At 43.4% G+C, this 15,578-nt stretch carries 19 protein-coding genes and 1 other annotated feature; of the genes, 14 read left to right on the forward strand and 5 right to left on the reverse strand.

Annotation, left to right across the window (positions count from 1 at the left end):
• Positions 1-49: 49 nt before the first annotated feature.
• From nrdR to ACZ9AO_RS03610, 12 genes are all read left to right on the forward strand, one after another.
• Positions 50-511 (forward strand): transcriptional regulator NrdR, encoded by a 462-nt coding sequence (nrdR, locus tag ACZ9AO_RS03555; protein WP_034309080.1) that lies wholly within the window; start codon positions 50-52, stop codon positions 509-511.
• Between the two features lie 64 nt (positions 512-575).
• On the forward strand, positions 576-1,988 hold the full coding sequence (locus tag ACZ9AO_RS03560; RefSeq protein ID WP_309138933.1) for a replication initiation and membrane attachment family protein: 1,413 nt from the start codon (positions 576-578) through the stop codon (positions 1,986-1,988).
• Positions 1,975-2,913 (forward strand): primosomal protein DnaI, encoded by a 939-nt coding sequence (dnaI, locus tag ACZ9AO_RS03565; protein WP_251539771.1) that lies wholly within the window; start codon positions 1,975-1,977, stop codon positions 2,911-2,913. Before ACZ9AO_RS03560 ends, dnaI begins: the two co-directional genes overlap by 14 nt.
• Before the next feature lie 121 nt (positions 2,914-3,034).
• Positions 3,035-3,895: a sporulation protein YtxC gene (gene ytxC, locus ACZ9AO_RS03570; RefSeq protein WP_063594374.1), complete on the forward strand. Its 861-nt coding sequence runs from the start codon at positions 3,035-3,037 to the stop codon at positions 3,893-3,895.
• 390 nt (positions 3,896-4,285) lie between these two features.
• On the forward strand, positions 4,286-6,217 hold the full coding sequence (thrS, locus tag ACZ9AO_RS03575) for a threonine--tRNA ligase (protein WP_476108495.1): 1,932 nt from the start codon (positions 4,286-4,288) through the stop codon (positions 6,215-6,217).
• A gap of 101 nt (positions 6,218-6,318) precedes the next feature.
• Positions 6,319-6,489, forward strand: a complete 171-nt coding sequence (locus tag ACZ9AO_RS03580) for a hypothetical protein (RefSeq protein ID WP_153246102.1) — start codon at positions 6,319-6,321, stop codon at positions 6,487-6,489.
• 53 nt (positions 6,490-6,542) lie between these two features.
• Positions 6,543-7,037: an N-acetyltransferase family protein gene (locus ACZ9AO_RS03585; RefSeq protein WP_476108496.1), complete on the forward strand. Its 495-nt coding sequence runs from the start codon at positions 6,543-6,545 to the stop codon at positions 7,035-7,037.
• Between the two features lie 126 nt (positions 7,038-7,163).
• Positions 7,164-7,300, forward strand: a sequence feature (ribosomal protein L20 leader region).
• Between the two features lie 98 nt (positions 7,301-7,398).
• Complete coding sequence (gene infC / locus ACZ9AO_RS03590) at positions 7,399-7,899, forward strand: translation initiation factor IF-3 (protein ID WP_034309072.1); 501 nt, start codon at positions 7,399-7,401, stop codon at positions 7,897-7,899.
• A 34-nt stretch (positions 7,900-7,933) separates the two neighbouring features.
• Positions 7,934-8,134, forward strand: a complete 201-nt coding sequence (gene rpmI / locus ACZ9AO_RS03595) for a 50S ribosomal protein L35 (RefSeq protein WP_034309070.1) — start codon at positions 7,934-7,936, stop codon at positions 8,132-8,134.
• 35 nt (positions 8,135-8,169) lie between these two features.
• Positions 8,170-8,529, forward strand: a complete 360-nt coding sequence (gene rplT / locus ACZ9AO_RS03600; protein ID WP_034309067.1) for a 50S ribosomal protein L20 — start codon at positions 8,170-8,172, stop codon at positions 8,527-8,529.
• 67 nt (positions 8,530-8,596) lie between these two features.
• Positions 8,597-8,872, forward strand: coding sequence for a DUF1294 domain-containing protein (locus ACZ9AO_RS03605; RefSeq protein ID WP_048681184.1), 276 nt, complete (start codon positions 8,597-8,599; stop codon positions 8,870-8,872).
• Between the two features lie 60 nt (positions 8,873-8,932).
• The gene (locus ACZ9AO_RS03610; RefSeq protein WP_048681189.1) at positions 8,933-9,502 is read left to right on the forward strand and encodes a TVP38/TMEM64 family protein; all 570 of its coding nucleotides are present in this window, start codon (positions 8,933-8,935) and stop codon (positions 9,500-9,502) included.
• Between the two features lie 53 nt (positions 9,503-9,555).
• Here the strand turns inward: ACZ9AO_RS03610 and ACZ9AO_RS03615 are convergent, their stop codons facing one another.
• A complete protein-coding gene (locus tag ACZ9AO_RS03615) occupies positions 9,556-9,936 on the reverse strand; it encodes a hypothetical protein (protein WP_048681192.1) in 381 nt (126 codons plus the stop codon).
• 109 nt (positions 9,937-10,045) lie between these two features.
• On the opposite strand from ACZ9AO_RS03615, the gene ACZ9AO_RS03620 reads away from it, so the two are divergent.
• Together ACZ9AO_RS03620 and ACZ9AO_RS03625 are read left to right on the forward strand one after the other, a co-directional pair.
• Positions 10,046-10,534 carry a dUTP diphosphatase gene (locus ACZ9AO_RS03620; RefSeq protein ID WP_251539843.1) on the forward strand — a complete coding sequence of 163 codons (489 nt, stop codon included), beginning with the start codon at positions 10,046-10,048 and terminating at the stop codon, positions 10,532-10,534.
• A 64-nt stretch (positions 10,535-10,598) separates the two neighbouring features.
• Positions 10,599-11,684: a M42 family metallopeptidase gene (locus ACZ9AO_RS03625; RefSeq protein ID WP_048681196.1), complete on the forward strand. Its 1,086-nt coding sequence runs from the start codon at positions 10,599-10,601 to the stop codon at positions 11,682-11,684.
• Positions 11,685-11,745: 61 nt separating this feature from the next.
• Here the strand turns inward: ACZ9AO_RS03625 and ACZ9AO_RS03630 are convergent, their stop codons facing one another.
• The 4 genes from ACZ9AO_RS03630 to ACZ9AO_RS03645 all read right to left on the reverse strand — a co-directional run bounded on the left by ACZ9AO_RS03630 (position 11,746) and on the right by ACZ9AO_RS03645 (position 15,527).
• Positions 11,746-12,450, reverse strand: a complete 705-nt coding sequence (locus ACZ9AO_RS03630) for a LutC/YkgG family protein (protein WP_476108640.1) — start codon at positions 12,448-12,450, stop codon at positions 11,746-11,748.
• On the reverse strand, positions 12,444-13,874 hold the full coding sequence (locus ACZ9AO_RS03635) for a LutB/LldF family L-lactate oxidation iron-sulfur protein (RefSeq protein WP_476108497.1): 1,431 nt from the start codon (positions 13,872-13,874) through the stop codon (positions 12,444-12,446). The genes ACZ9AO_RS03630 and ACZ9AO_RS03635 overlap by 7 nt, the downstream gene beginning before the upstream one ends.
• Positions 13,875-13,897: 23 nt before the next feature.
• The gene (locus ACZ9AO_RS03640) at positions 13,898-14,614 is read right to left on the reverse strand and encodes a (Fe-S)-binding protein (RefSeq protein WP_476108498.1); all 717 of its coding nucleotides are present in this window, start codon (positions 14,612-14,614) and stop codon (positions 13,898-13,900) included.
• 181 nt (positions 14,615-14,795) lie between these two features.
• Positions 14,796-15,527: a FadR/GntR family transcriptional regulator gene (locus ACZ9AO_RS03645; RefSeq protein WP_476108499.1), complete on the reverse strand. Its 732-nt coding sequence runs from the start codon at positions 15,525-15,527 to the stop codon at positions 14,796-14,798.
• Positions 15,528-15,578: the final 51 nt, after the last annotated feature.

A 15,578-nucleotide genomic window follows, 5' to 3' on the forward strand; every position in this document is an offset into this window, starting at 1 on the left:
GGGAACATTTAGATAGGGGAGTCCTACATAAAATACGGAGCTGATAATGATGAAATGCCCATCATGTCAATATAACGGAACAAGAGTGCTCGATTCCAGGCCAGTCGATGAAAGTAAATCGATTCGACGACGCCGTGAATGTGAGGCATGTGGTTTTCGATTCACGACATTTGAAAAGGTGGAGGAAACACCGCTTATTGTAGTGAAAAAGGGCGGGACACGTGAAGAGTTCAGTCGTGATAAAATCCTGCGTGGCTTAATCAGGGCTTGCGAAAAACGTCCGGTTCCCTTGAAAGAACTAGAGCAAATTACCAGTTATGTAGAAAAAGAACTACGCAACCAGGGCATATCGGAAGTGAAAAGCGACAGTGTCGGCGAAATGGTAATGGACAAGCTGGCAGAAGTCGATGAGGTTGCCTATGTAAGGTTCGCATCCGTCTATCGACAATTTAAAGATATCAATGTCTTTATTGATGAACTGAAAGATTTAATAAATAAAGAAAGAAAGTAGAGCTGAAGATTCACTTTGGCTCTTTTTTCACTACATCTTTTGAAAGGTTTGAATGGAGATGTCAATGCATTGGCAAGAATTGCTCCCAGCTGATTCATATTTGGTCTCATCTGCGGGGCTGCTTCATGATTATGATCGGAAAATACTTACCCGACTATATCAACCTCTTATTGGACCTATCTGCATTAGCCTATATATGACGTTATGGAGTGAGTTGGAGGAAAACAGGCTATGGTCGGAAACCTCCTCGCATTATCAATTAATGAATACCATCGGCCTTAAGTTAGGTGATATTTACGAAGCACGCCTTTTACTTGAAGGAATCGGCCTGTTGAATGTATATAAGAAATCGAAAAATGAAACGAAGGAATTCATTTATGAGTTAAACCCGCCGCTTTCACCCCAGCAGTTTTTCACGGATGGAATGCTGAATATTTACTTATACAAAAAAATCGGTAAAGCTCAATTCAACCGGTTAAAGAGATTCTTTTGTGATGACCATATCTTAACCGATCAATATGAAGGTGTGACTAAATCTTTTGCGGAAGTATTCTCATCAGATCATTTGGACTCTTTATATGTAACGGATGAAGCGAAAAACGAATGGAAACCGGTGCCTGAACAGCAATACATCGATCGGGCGGAAGGCGTTGAGCCATCGGGGTTTGATGACTTATTCGATTTTGACCTTTTATTTGCCGGGATGAAATCCTCGATCGTGCCGAAAAAGGCTTTTACTCCGAAAATAAAAAGTACGATTGCCAAACTCGCTTTTTTATATGGCATTGATCCGCTGGAAATGCAAAAACTAGTAATGGATGCCGTTTCATTGGATGATGAGATTGATGAGGAATTGCTTAGAAAGGCGGCAAGGGACTGGTACCAGATCGAACGCCAGGCCGATATGCCTTCCCTTGTCAATCGGGTGCAGCCAATTCGTGAACGGACACAAAAAGAAGAACCGAAAACAAAGGAACAAGAGTTAATCCGTCATTTGGAGACGATTTCCCCGAGGGAGCGGCTAATGCAATTGTCTGGCGGTGCAGAGCCGTCAAGCGGTGATTTGAAAGTGGTTGAGGGCGTGATGATCAATCAAAAGCTGAATCCGGGTGTCGTCAATGTCTTGATTGAATATGTCATGCTCAAAACGGATATGAAGTTCACGAAGGGTTATGTGGAAAAGCTGGCAGGCCATTGGGCACGGCTAAAGGTCTCAACAGTCGTCGAGGCGATGGAACTGGCCAAAAATGAACATAGGAAATATCAGGACTGGGCTCAAGGAAGCAGGAATGCTGCGAAGGGCAGCCGGAAAAAGGCGATACGGGAAGAAGTGGTTCCTGAGTGGCTTGAGAAAAAAGAAGAAGCACAGCAGGAGCAGAATGCGGATCAGCCTGAATTGGATGCTCAGAAACGCGAACTTCTGGAGAAATGGAAGCTGTGGAAAGCGGGAGGTGAAATGAACGATGGAAAAGATTAATAGGTCCCTTAATAAATTGGCCAATACAAATCAATTTCAACAGCGTTATGAAAAGCTGAAACAGGAGATTTTTGAAAACGAACAAGTGCGGTTATTCATGAATGCCAACAGCTCGACGGTCACGAAGGAAATGATTGATAAAAACTTGGGGAAGCTTTATGAGTTCACTTCACAGAGCAATAAGTGTGATAAATGTCCGAGCTTGGATGGCTGCATCAATATGATGCAAGGGTATTATCCTAAATTGGTGGTTCAAGGAAAAGCCCTGAACCTGCATTATGAAGTCTGCCCGAGGAAATTGGCAGAGGATGAAAAGCGGAAACGGGAAAAGCTGATCCGCAGCCTGTATGTACCGAAGGATATTTTAAAGGCGAGCATTGAAGATTTTACCCAAACGGATAATGAAAACAAACGCTTGTCTGTTCTAAGTAAAGCGATGGCGTTCATTATGGAATATGAGCCGGGTAAAAGGCAAAAAGGCTTGTATATATATGGGAAATTCGGTGTTGGGAAAACGTACTTATTAGGTGCGATCGCCAATGAACTTGCAAAAAGGCAAATTTCCTCCCTTATAGTCTATGTACCTGACTATTTGAGGGAACTTAAGGGATCTATAGGTGATAATACGGTCAATGAAAAAATTGAAATGGTGAAAACGGCACCTATCCTCATGCTTGATGATATTGGAGCGGAATCCATGACGAGCTGGGGACGCGATGAGGTTTTTGGTCCGATTTTGCAATTTAGGATGCTGGAAAACCTGCCGACGTTTTTCACTTCGAATTTTGACTTGAATGGCCTGGAGAACCACCTGACCTTTTCACAGCGCGGTGAGAAAGAAGAAGTGAAGGCGGCCCGGGTACTGGAAAGAATTCAATATTTAGCTGAGCCGGTCAAGCTTGATGGCGTGAATCGGAGAAGATGAAGAAAAGTGGTCTCTTAATGGAGGTCACTTTTTTCTTCTTACAAGGCCCATCCTACTTCTAAACACGTCCCCATCCCCATATACATGAAAAAAGAAGCAAGGGGGAAGGGGGGATGTCGTAGTGCAAATTTTGTTTCAAAACGATTCAGAGGCATTGAAATTACTGAATTTCGTTTCTGTCCATCCACTGGGGGCAGAATTTCAAGCATATATTCGATTTATTCCTCAACAAGGCATGCATGTGGATATGACGGATTCTTCAGGTGATGAATGGCTAATTCTGCTTCGTGATGCATTCCATTCTTTTTTATTGGAAGAAAAGACGCTTCCTGTTCTGGAGCAAATAATAGTCGGTAAATTTTTTTATAGGGAACGGGAAGAAATTGAAGCCATCATTGAAATTGCATCATCCATCATCGAGGCGGAAAGAGCCAGGAATCAAGATGAAGCATTCAGTACGGAGAAACGATTGATTGAGGAAGGACTTCAAAGCATTTTGGCTGGAAAGGTATCTTTTTCATTCGATTCTTTTACGACCTTCCGTTTAAAATCGTTTCAGCACACTTTGGAAAAGTATGTCGTCAAGGCGATTGATGAATATAAGCTGGAACAGGACTATCAAAATTTCATTGCTACGCTCCGGGATTGCCTTCAAGGGCAGGAGTCGAAATTAAGAAAGCTTCACCTGGTCAACCGGGATGGTTTTCACTTCTATGATCAGAAATTCAGCAAACTCGACCGTCCAAAAATCAATAGTATGATCGACAGGAGGCTTCTTGCCAAAAGCTCACTTTTTCTCGATACGGTGATACTTGCCCCGCTTTTATCGATTGCTCCTGAAAACTTGTGCATCTATACCGATGACAAGGAAGAGGGGCTCATCCAGACCATTTCAAGGATTTTCGAAGAACGGGCGACTATCTTGCCACTTTCGTCATTTTCTATGCAGTTGAATGAACTTTCGTGGAAAAAAGAAAATTAACCTTGATTTTCACCGTATAACAAATTATAATTTCCTACATACTATTAAAAAACTAAAAGTTATGATGAGGACAAGGGTATTCTAGTCGCCGATTATCAGAGAGGGAAGCCAACAGGCTGTAAGCTTCCTATTCGCATGGAACACTTACCACCTTTAAACTTCGGCTCGGAAAGCAGTCATTCTGCGAATATGAGCTGACGGGAAGCTGCCGTTACCAAGTTACAAGTGCCATTTTGCCGTGAAAAGCAAGCTGGAACGAGGGTGGAACCGCGGGTTAATGATATTTATTACTAAGCTCGTCCCTGTTTTATACAGGGGCGGGCTTTTTTGTGTTGTAATGGAATCAAAAACCTGTAATTTGTTCGAACAAATAAGAAGGAGTGAAACTGAATGTCAGAACTACTGAAAATATCTTTTCCTGACGGAGCGGTCAAGGAGTTTGCTAAAGGCACAACAACTGAAGACATCGCTGCATCCATCAGTCCTGGTTTAAGGAAAAAATCCATTGCCGGAAAATTCAATGGTGAATTATATGATTTAAAACGTCCGATTGAACAAGATGGTACAATCGAAATCGTCACACAGGACGCAGCGGATGCTCTTGAAGTATTGCGTCACAGTACAGCGCACTTGATGGCACAAGCGGTCAAACGTTTGTACAAAAACGCTAAATTCGGCGTAGGGCCAGTCATTGAGGGCGGCTTTTACTATGATATGGATCTGGAGGAATCCTTGACTCCCGAAGACCTTCCATTGATTGAAAAAGAAATGAAGAAAATCGTCAATGAAAACTTGGCAATCTCCCGCATCGAAGTGAGTCGTGATGAAGCGATTTCCCGTTTTAAAGAAATCGGCGACGAGTATAAATTGGAGTTGATCGATGCAATTCCTGCCGATCAGCAGGTAACACTTTATGAGCAAGGGGAATTCTTTGACCTTTGTCGTGGAATTCATGTTCCATCTACTGGGAAAATCAAAGAATTCAAGCTATTGAGCATCGCTGGAGCTTACTGGAGAGGCGATAGCAAAAATAAAATGCTTCAACGCATTTACGGTACGGCTTTCTATAAAAAAGAAGATTTGGCCGAACACCTGCGTCTCCTTGAGGAAGCCAAGGAACGTGACCATCGTAAAATCGGCAAAGAATTGAACTTGTTCATGAGCTCACAGAAAGTGGGGCAAGGGCTGCCGATGTGGTTGCCAAAAGGCGCGACAATTCGCCGTACAATCGAAAGATATATCGTCGATAAGGAAGAACGTTTAGGCTATGACCATGTCTACACACCTGTAATGGGAAGCGTGGACCTTTATAAAACATCCGGACACTGGGATCATTACCAGGACGGCATGTTCCCGGTCATGGAGATGGAAAACGAACAGCTTGTCCTGCGTCCGATGAACTGTCCGCATCACATGATGGTCTATAAAAACAGCATCCACAGCTACCGCGAACTGCCAATCCGGATTGCCGAGCTGGGCTTGATGCACCGCTATGAAATGTCAGGTGCCCTTTCAGGCCTTCAGCGTGTACGTGGGATGACATTGAATGATGCGCACATTTTCGTCCGCCCCGACCAAATCAAAGAAGAGTTCAAGCGCGTTGTGAACCTTGTTCTGGAAGTATATAAAGATTTCGATATCAAGGATTATTCATTCCGTCTGTCTTATCGCGATCCTCAGGATACAGAAAAATACTTCGATGATGATGACATGTGGGAAAAAGCGCAAAGCATGTTAAAAGGCGCCATGGATGAGCTTGGTCTTGATTACTTTGAAGCGGAAGGTGAAGCGGCATTCTACGGTCCTAAGCTTGATGTTCAGGTGCGTACTGCCTTAGGGAAAGATGAAACGCTTTCCACTGTTCAGCTTGATTTCTTGCTTCCTGAACGTTTTGACCTTAATTACGTCGGTGAGGACGGCAAGCAGCACCGTCCGGTTGTTATCCACCGCGGCGTCGTTTCCACAATGGAACGTTTTGTCGCTTACTTGATTGAAGAATACAAGGGGGCATTCCCGACTTGGCTTGCACCTATCCAAGCACAAGTGATCCCGGTCTCACCTGAAGTGCACTTGGATTATGCGAAAGAAGTACAGGAAAAACTTAAAGCGCAAGGCATTCGTGTCGACCTGGATACACGTGACGAGAAAATCGGTTACAAAATCCGTGAAGCGCAAATGCAAAAAATCCCGTATATGCTGGTCGTTGGAGATAATGAAGCCAAAGAAGGCAGCGTGAATGTACGTAAATACGGTGAACAAAAATCCGAAACGATCGCTTTTGAAGATTTCGTTTCAGCGATTAAGGCGGAAGTGAGCCGTTAACAGCAAAAAGAGGGGCACATATAGTTGTGTCCCTCTTTTTAATTATGGCATGATGAAATCATCATGTGAAAATATGTACAGCAATGAAAAGGAGGGGCAGCATGAAAAAGAAATTTACTTATCTATTCGGACCGACATTCCTTGTCATCATCATCTTATTGTTATTGGATGGTTATCGACAATATGCCATCGTCCCGGTCCTGTTTTTTTGGATAGCGCTATTTTCTTGGGACGCCATTGAGAAAAAGAAAAAGGCGAAAGAAGACTCTTAACTTTGGATGGCTTCGGCCAGTATGGACTGTAACTAAAGGGGGAATGGGGATAAATGGAGATTAGAAAGGCTTCAAGGAAAGACGCGGATAACTTGGCTGCTCTGATCAATCATGTAGAAAATTCCGGGTATATGCTGTTTAACCCTGGGGAAAGAAAAGCTACGGCGAAACAAATGGAAAAGCAATTGGAGCAAATCGAAAAAAATCCCCCTTCCATTGTCCTCGTTTCTGCTAGCGGCAATGAGTTGAATGGTTACCTAATCTTATTGGGCAATCAAATGGGCCGAACGAGGCATTCCGCCAAAATCGTCATCGGTATCCATGAACAGGATAGAGGAAAAGGCATCGGTCCGAAGCTATTTCAGAAAATGGAGGAGCATGCACGGACAAACGAAATACGGCGCCTGGAATTGTCCGTGATTGCAAACAACGCCCCTGCGCTTTCCTTATATCGAAAGATGGGGTTCGAAAAGGAAGGAATAAAGCGGGAATCACTGTTTTTTGATGGAAAGTATCATGATGAATATTTTTTGTCCAAATTACTTTAAAAAAACGTATTGTCAAATAACTGAATGTCTGATAATATTAATTTTGTTGTGAAAAACGAATAAATTAGCATTTGACAAGTCATCAGTGTTTATGATATATTTCTAAAGTGAATTGAATACGTGTTTGAGGAAAAGAAGAAGCACCCGCTTCTCACCTGGTTGACGCAAACAATGCAGTTAACAGGTCATGATTTGATTATTTGGATCTTTCTGAATGAGTCTATCAGTGTGGGTGCAACATGCATCCACACTTTTTTATTATGATTATATCCTGTAAGCGAGTTGTGAGCGTGACCGAATTTATTCAAATATTCGTATTCGCCAATATCTTTGGAGGTGGCTAACTATTAGTAAAGACGCGATGGTAAACGAGGGCATCCGAGCCCGTGAAGTTCGTCTTATTGACCAAAACGGAGAACAACTTGGAATTAAAACGAAATTCGAAGCATTGGAAATTGCCGCTCGTGTAAATCTTGATCTAGTTTTAGTTGCTGCAAATGCAAAGCCTCCGGTAGCCCGGATCATGGACTACGGAAAACACCGCTTCGAGCAGCAAAAGAAAGACAAGGAAGCACGTAAAAATCAAAAAGTCATCAGTCTGAAAGAGGTTCGTTTGAGCCCGACGATTGAAGAGCATGATTTCAATACGAAGCTTCGCAACGGTATTAAATTCCTTGAAAAAGGCGATAAAGTAAAAGCTTCTATCCGATTCAAAGGACGTGCCATTACGCATAAGGAAATTGGTCAACGTGTACTCGTTCGTTTTTCTGAAGCATGTAAAGAAGTGGCTACAATCGAGCAACACCCAAAAATGGACGGGCGCAGCATGTTCATTATCTTAGCACCGAAAAACGAAAAGTAATTGTAAAGTAATTTGTAATGAGGAGGAATACCTTATGCCTAAAATGAAAACTCACCGCGGATCTGCTAAACGTTTCAAAAAGACTGGATCCGGCAAACTTAAGCGTTCTAACGCTTACACAAGCCATTTATTTGCTAACAAATCTACTAAGCAAAAGCGTAAGCTTCGCAAAGCTAGCCTTGTAAGCAAAGGTGACTTCAAACGTATTCGTCATATGCTAGACAACATTAAATAAGTTCGATTTATCGAGTTAAATAGGAGGGAAATAACATGCCACGTGTAAAAGGCGGTACTGTTACTCGCAAACGTCGTAAAAAGGTAATAAAATTAGCTAAAGGTTACTATGGCGCGAAACATATTCTTTTCAAAGTAGCTAACCAACAAGTAATGAAGTCAGGAAACTATGCTTTCCGTGACCGTCGTCAAAAGAAACGTGATTTCCGCAAACTTTGGATCACTCGTATCAACGCTGCAGCACGCATCAACGGTCTTTCTTACAGCCGTTTAATGCATGGCCTAAAGCTTGCTGGTATCGAAGTGAACCGCAAAATGCTTGCTGATCTTGCTGTTGCTGACGAACAAGCTTTTGCTCAATTAGCAACTGCTGCTAAACAACAATTAGACAAATAAGTCTGACTGATACAGCCACTCTCTTTTCAAGAGGGTGGCTTTTTACATATTTAAAGGAGGGAATGGAATGCAAGGAGTATGGTTCATTGCTGCTTATATGATCATCACGAACATCATCGGCTTTGCCTTAATGGGAATCGATAAAAGGAAAGCGCGTAATGGGGAGTACAGGATCAGCGAAAAGACACTTTGGTTTTGGGCAGTCATAGGAGGAGGGACTGGGTCCTTTTTGGGGATGAAGCAATTCCGCCATAAGACGAAGCATGCCGCTTTTAAGTGGGGCCTGCCTATATTGATGATTCTTCAGATAGGCTTATTGATTAAGTTATTCATTCAATTGTAATATGTAGCCCGTATAGTGTATATGCTTGTAGAAGCAGCAAAGAGTAGCTGGAGGGAGAGCATGAATGATAAACTGACACTTGTGATGAGCTACGTTCAATCTGGAAGCGTGTTTGCACCGTTGATTTTTATCACTTTTCATTTATTAAGGCAATTTTTATTCATTCCCGTCATTGTGGTTTGCATGTCTGGAGGAGTATTATTCGGGGCAGCTTTTGGAACCATCTATTCGGTAATCGGTTTGACGCTGTCCAGCCTGGCCTTTTATTTCGTGATAGGCAAATTTCCGAAAACAAAGGATAGGCTGCTGCGGCTTAAGAATAAGCTGTTTGGAAACCGAAAGCTGAACAGCCGGCAAATTGCAGTACTCAGGCTAATACCATTCATACACTTTTATTTACTGTCGCTTTGTTTATTGGAATCCAATAAAGGACTGAAAAACTATTTTTACCTATCCTTCATGACCAATCTCCCTGTAGCATTCGTATACACGGTTTTTGGCCACTATATTGCAGATTTCAGTCCCACGCTGATCGTCATCATTTTATTATCCTTAACCTTATTGATCTATTTGTTGAGAGAGAAGCAGACGGTCGTCCCCTGGAAGGAATTTTTTCGTTCAGATGATTAATATAGAGCCTTGAGTCCATTTTCCTCAAGGCTCTTCATTATGCGTGATTTTTTTCAATTTTGTAAGAACTCCTTGACCGGGCTCTTCCAATCAATAACGGCATCCGGGTATTGTTTTTTTATGGCTGCCTCGATTTTTAAGAAATCATTTCGCTTCAAGCCTTTCAGGCCTGCCACTTTTTTAGGCCAAATGAAGATGGAGATGACCTCGAAGGAGCGTTCCGTCGTCCCTAAATACTTTTCCCCTTCAAACATCACCCCGTTGTACGTCAATAGAAAATTCTTTCGTATATTGGCTGTATCGTCGAGCAGAAAGAATTTTTTCTGTTCATGTGCCAGCTCTAATTTTCTTTTCGGATTAAATAGGTATTTAATGACTGTATAAATTAAGAAAATGATGAGAGCCAAAAGAATGAACCGCATGATCAATACCATGGAGCTACCTCCTTAAACAGAGTGATTCCCTTTCATTTACGTATGGGTTTTTAATAAGTTTCATTTATTTGATATAATTTAGGGGAGACGAAGGAAAGAAGTGATGAAAATGAACATAAGTAAATTAATGGAAATGCAGGCAGCTTTGGATGAGCATATACAATCCAAGCATGATTTGGGTGCGGAAGACTTGGTGGAACGGAAGATACTTGCTCTTTTAGTGGAGCTTGGAGAGCTTGCCAATGAAACAAGATGTTTTAAATTCTGGAGTCTTAAAGGACCCTCTGATAAAGAAACGATTTTGGCTGAATACGTGGATGGCATTCATTTCATTTTGTCACTCGGGATCGAACGGGGATTTGTACCGGAAGCTCCATCTGCCCTAAAGTTCCATCAGGAGGATTTGACGGTTCAATTTACTGCCATTTACGGCTACATCAGTGAATTTCGCACACAGTTGACAGAGTCATCTTACCAAAAGGTTTTTACCGCTTATTTACAGTTAGGGGAGTTGCTTGGATTCTCCGCAGCGGATGTGGAAAAAGCATATGTAAGCAAAAATGAAGTGAATTACGAAAGGCAAAAGCAAGGCTACTGATTGTTTATGAAATCGATTGTCTGTATAATTATTCTTGTAATGTAAGTTATAAGGAGGTAAGGGAATGGCTCAATTGGATGAAACGTTAAAGATGCTTGCTGCCTTAACGGATGCTAAAGGCATTGCAGGAAATGAAAGTGAAGTAAGAAAAGTGATGACCGAATACATAACACCATTTGCGGATGAAATATCGACAGATGGCCTGGGAAGTTTGATTGCCAAGAAAACGGGAGATGAAAACGGACCGAAAATCGTCGTTACCGGGCATATGGACGAAGTCGGTTTCATGATCACCCAAATTGATGATAAAGGCTTTTTGCGTTTTCAGCCGGTAGGGGGCTGGTGGTCACAGGTAATGCTGGCCCAGCGCGTGACGATCGTTACGGGTAAAGGGGATATAACTGGCATTATCGGTTCCAAGCCGCCACATATCCTGTCAGCGGAAGCGCGGAAGAAGCCGATTGATATTAAGGATATGTTTATTGATATTGGGGCATCCAGTAAAGAAGAGGTTAAGGAATGGGGCGTCAAGCCAGGGGATATGGTTGTGCCATATTTTGAATTCACGGTTATGAATAATGAAAAGATGCTGCTCGCCAAAGCCTGGGACAATCGAATTGGCTGTGCAATCGCCATTGATGTGCTTAAACAGCTGAAAGACAGCGACCACCCTAACGTAGTTTATGGAATTGGCGCAGTGCAAGAAGAGGTCGGCCTGCGTGGCTCCAAAACATCCACATTCAAAATTCAGCCGGATATCGGTTTTGCCGTCGATGTCGGCATTGCTGGTGATACACCGGGGATTTCCGAAAAAGAAGCGATGAGCAAGATGGGGGAAGGCCCGCAAATCGTCATCTATGACTCATCAATGGTGGCACATAAGGGATTACGCGATTTCGTCACCGACACAGCTGATGAAATGAATATTCCTTATCAATACGAATCGATTCCGGGCGGCGGGACGGATGCCGGCTCCATCCATTTAACGGCAAATGGTGTTCCCGCTCTGGCGATCACGATTGCCACACGCTACATTCATTCACACGCAGCAATGCTTCACAGGGATGATTATGAGAATGCAGTTAAGCTCATTGTCGAAGTGATTAAACGACTCGATCGCGAAGCGGTTGATCGGATCATTTATGAGTAATATAGTAAGTTAAAAATGGAGAGGCCTAATTTAGGTCCTCTCCATTTTCTTTTTCTTATTTCTACTTGTCTTCGACCATAATATAGACGGCTTTGATGGGTCCATGGACGCCGACGACAAGGTCCATTTCGATATCAGCCGAATTGCTCGGCCCTGTTATGAAATTGATGCAGGAAGGAACGACTTCGCCCCGGGTAACCTTTGAACGGATGGCCGCAGCAGCCTGGGTCATTCGCGGAACGATGGTGCTTTTTGGAATGATGGAAACATGGCAGGAAGGAAGGAAGCTTATGGAACGGCCGTGGTCCTTGTCGCTGAACAAGACGACGGTCGCTGATTCTGCTAGTGTCATCTCACTGAATGTGATTCCGATGTTAGCACTTTCTGCTTTTTCGATATTTTCATTCCCGGCTTGGTGATCCCATATATGGACATCTTTTTCCTTTAAGATACCCTCTAACCCATACTCGGTAAATCGATCGTCCTTAGGGATGATCACGGGGCCGTTTCCAAGTTCCTCGATCACCTGTGTTAAGCAATTCACCACTTGCTTGGAATCGGTAATGTGAAATTGAGTATGCACCCGTTTACATTGCTCCTTCAATTCCGCGACAAGATCATTTTGTGTCGCATGTTTCATAACTTCTTTTTGGGGGGCATGCTTCCATTCCGGAACGGAGATGCCTTCCGTAATAGGAGCCCTTCCCAGGTTTTTGGCTATATTGTTTAAAAATGTCCCTTCATTATGGATGGTTCCATTCATGATGGTTTCCCTCCTTTTTCCCGATTTTTGAACCAGTCTCGAAAGCTCTCTTTTCCTGGAGCAGGGAACTCGCGGCTTTCTGTCCAAGTTTTGAGCGGTCCCGGTCCTTTCGAGATGATATCCCCGGTTTTAAAAGGTGACATCGCTGATGGGGCCATTTTGGAGCCGAACTTATAAAGCATAGGCGATGCCGCACCAATTCCGAAGGCCTTCATGGCCATCTTTTCTGAAAACGGCGCCATTTTTTCCTTTTCAACGATGACTTCCCGATGCTTCCTCAGTAAATCATGGAGAGGAATCTTAACCGGACAGGCATCCGTACAGGCTGCACAAAGAGTGGAGGCATATGGCAGTTCCTTGAAATCATCATATCCTCCGAGTAAAGGTGAAAGCACAGCACCGATTGGTCCGGGGTATATTGAACCATATGAATGACCGCCAACCTGGCGATAGACCGGACAGACATTTATACAGGCAGCACAGCGAATGCATTGAAGAACGGATTGAAACTCAGTCCCTAAGATGGAGGAGCGGCCATTATCTACGATAACAAGGTGAAACTCCTCGGGTCCGTCTGCATCGCCTTCATCACGCGGACCGGTAAGTGCGGTGATGTAACTGGTCAATCTTTGGCCGACAGCGCTTCTTGTCAATAAGCTGACAAGGACTTCGAATTCATCGAATGTAGGTACAAGCCGTTCCATTCCCATCACGGTGATTTGCGTTTTTGGGAGGGCAGTGACCAAATCGGCATTTCCTTCATTCGTCACCAGTCCGATCGAGCCCGTTTCCGCAATCGCAAAATTACAGCCGGTAATGCCCACATCGGCGCTTAAGAAATCTTTCCGCAGAATGCCCCGCACATGGGCGGTAAGCTCCTCCGGTTTTTCGGTTTGCGTATAAGCAAGCTTTTCTTTAAAAACATCCCTAATCTGCTCTTTATTTTTGTGGAGCGCAGGTGCGACGATATGGGAAGGGGGATCATGATCATCCACTTGTAAAATGTATTCTCCAAGGTCTGTTTCAACGACATCGAGGCCAACTGCCTCAAGAGTTGCATTCAAATTGATCTCTTCCGTGACCATCGATTTGGATTTCACGACCTTTTTGGCATTCTTTTTTACAATGACATCCTTAATGTAGCCGCTTGCTTGTTCAGTGGTTTCAGCGAAAAAGACATGACCGCCCCTTTTCGAAACGTTTTCGGCAAGCTGGTGCAAATAGAAATCAAGGTTACTGAGCACATGCTGCCGGATTTCTTCCCCAAGGGAACGCCAATCCTCCCAGCTCCCCAATTCATCAACGGCAGTCAGCCGCCTTCCGTGTAATCGTTCTTGGGCACTGGATACGGCCAATCGCATAAAGTCATTATGTATTCCTTCATCCACCCGGTCTTTAAATTTGGCAGAGCTGGTTTTCATAGCCATAAGTTTTTCCCTCCTCGCTTTCTTTAAATGCTATTCAGGACTTCCGCAATGTGAAGGACTTTCACCGGTTGCCCCTTCCTTTTGATCCGTCCGCCGATATTCATCAAACATCCTGCATCCCCGCCGATTAAAAAGTCGGCACCGGTAGCTTCAATATTGCATACCTTCTCCTCGACCATTTGCCCGGAAATGTCACCCATCTTAACCGAAAAGGTCCCCCCGAACCCGCAGCAGTTTTGGGCATCCGGAAGTGGTGTCATTTCCAGCCCCCTGACATGGCTTAATAAAATGGCAGGGGCTTCCTTCACCTTAAGCAGCCGTGTCATATGGCATGAAGTATGATAAGTGGCCTTTCCCTTGAGGGTAGCCCCGACGTCGGTCACTTTTAAGACATCCACGATGAATTGGGACAATTCATATGTTTTAGCAGCTAATGATGCCGCTTTCCTTTCCCATACGGCATCGCCTTTGAAAAGAACCGGATATTCCTTGAACATCGCTGCACAGGAACCGGAAGGGGTTACGATGTATTCAGCATCCGCGAACGTTTTAATCATCTTTTTCATGGCTTCCTTCGATTCCTTCGTATACCCGCTATTATATGCCGGCTGTCCGCAGCATATCTGGGACTCCGGGAAATCGATCTCACAGCCTAATCTCTCGAGTAGCTCCACTGTCGCTTTGCCGACATTGGATTGAAACAAATCCACTAAACATGTTGCAAAGAGAGTAACTTTCAATCTGAACTCCTCCTTTTTCAAAATAGGTTAACAGGTCATCTGATGACTAGAAAATGGAAAAAGGAAATGGCTAAGAGAAGATACCAATTTCCAAGATTTTTTAAATGAAGTAATCGTTTTCAAAATAATATATCAATTTAATCCTTTTTTGTATAGGGTATTTTTGAAATTTAAAGGAATGTCAATGATTCTTTTGCTGATTTTTTTGGATGACCCGGTCCAGCGATTCCTCGACGCTTTGAAGATGAAACAGCATGGCACTGCGGGCTCCGTCTTCATCCTGTGCCACGATTGCATCATATATCCTGACATGCTGCTGGTAAAGCTGCTTGAGTGTCATCTCTTCGGAATAAAGCGCAACCCGGCGGATATCACGCATCTTTTCCGTCATTAATTCTGAAACATGGTTCATCAATGTAATCAGCAGCTCATTTTGTGATGCGTTTGCCACGGCAACATGGAAGGAGATATCCGCTTCATCACTTAGTTCTTCATCATCCGAGACCTTGTCCATATTAAAAAGCATGTCCTTGAGTTCGATAAGGTTTTCTTCCGTTCTCTTCTTCGCTGCCACTTCTGCCGTACCGGACTCAAGGATTTTCCGAACTTCCAGTAAATGCTTGATATTGTCTTGATCCATCAAAAGGGCGGCAGACAATGGGTGGTTCATGATGGCGGGGTCGAAGGTTTTGACGAATGTTCCTTCACCTTGTTTTATTTCAATAAGACCCATTGAACTCAATGCACTTAATGCTTCGCGGATGGCCGGGCGCCCGACTTGGAAATTTTCCGCAAGCTGCTGAATGGAATCCAATTGTTCACCTGGTTTCAGGCTGCCTGACCGAATCATTTCATAAAGTTCATCGCTGACTTCTTCATAAATTTTTTTCGGCTTTATTTTTTTATATACCAAGTAGTAGCACCTCTATTTTCTATGAGTTTCTCTAGTTAATATTATATAACA

Source organism: Peribacillus sp. TE19612, from assembly GCF_056279465.1.

What these genes read in the sequence shown, in the direction of transcription:
- thrS (WP_476108495.1), top strand. Translation starts at nt 4,286, where the DNA reads ATGTCAGAACTACTGAAAATATCTTTTCCTGACGGAGCGGTCAAGGAG.
- dnaI (WP_251539771.1), top strand. Translation starts at nt 1,975, where the DNA reads ATGGAAAAGATTAATAGGTCCCTTAATAAATTGGCCAATACAAATCAA.
- infC (WP_034309072.1), top strand. Translation starts at nt 7,399, where the DNA reads ATGGTAAACGAGGGCATCCGAGCCCGTGAAGTTCGTCTTATTGACCAA.
- ACZ9AO_RS03585 (WP_476108496.1), top strand. Translation starts at nt 6,543, where the DNA reads ATGGAGATTAGAAAGGCTTCAAGGAAAGACGCGGATAACTTGGCTGCT.
- ACZ9AO_RS03605 (WP_048681184.1), top strand. Translation starts at nt 8,597, where the DNA reads ATGCAAGGAGTATGGTTCATTGCTGCTTATATGATCATCACGAACATC.
- ACZ9AO_RS03580 (WP_153246102.1), top strand. Translation starts at nt 6,319, where the DNA reads ATGAAAAAGAAATTTACTTATCTATTCGGACCGACATTCCTTGTCATC.
- ACZ9AO_RS03620 (WP_251539843.1), top strand. Translation starts at nt 10,046, where the DNA reads ATGAACATAAGTAAATTAATGGAAATGCAGGCAGCTTTGGATGAGCAT.
- ACZ9AO_RS03615 (WP_048681192.1), bottom strand. Translation starts at nt 9,936, where the DNA reads ATGGTATTGATCATGCGGTTCATTCTTTTGGCTCTCATCATTTTCTTA.
- ACZ9AO_RS03610 (WP_048681189.1), top strand. Translation starts at nt 8,933, where the DNA reads ATGAATGATAAACTGACACTTGTGATGAGCTACGTTCAATCTGGAAGC.
- rpmI (WP_034309070.1), top strand. Translation starts at nt 7,934, where the DNA reads ATGCCTAAAATGAAAACTCACCGCGGATCTGCTAAACGTTTCAAAAAG.
- ACZ9AO_RS03635 (WP_476108497.1), bottom strand. Translation starts at nt 13,874, where the DNA reads ATGGCTATGAAAACCAGCTCTGCCAAATTTAAAGACCGGGTGGATGAA.
- ACZ9AO_RS03560 (WP_309138933.1), top strand. Translation starts at nt 576, where the DNA reads ATGCATTGGCAAGAATTGCTCCCAGCTGATTCATATTTGGTCTCATCT.
- ACZ9AO_RS03625 (WP_048681196.1), top strand. Translation starts at nt 10,599, where the DNA reads ATGGCTCAATTGGATGAAACGTTAAAGATGCTTGCTGCCTTAACGGAT.
- rplT (WP_034309067.1), top strand. Translation starts at nt 8,170, where the DNA reads ATGCCACGTGTAAAAGGCGGTACTGTTACTCGCAAACGTCGTAAAAAG.
- nrdR (WP_034309080.1), top strand. Translation starts at nt 50, where the DNA reads ATGAAATGCCCATCATGTCAATATAACGGAACAAGAGTGCTCGATTCC.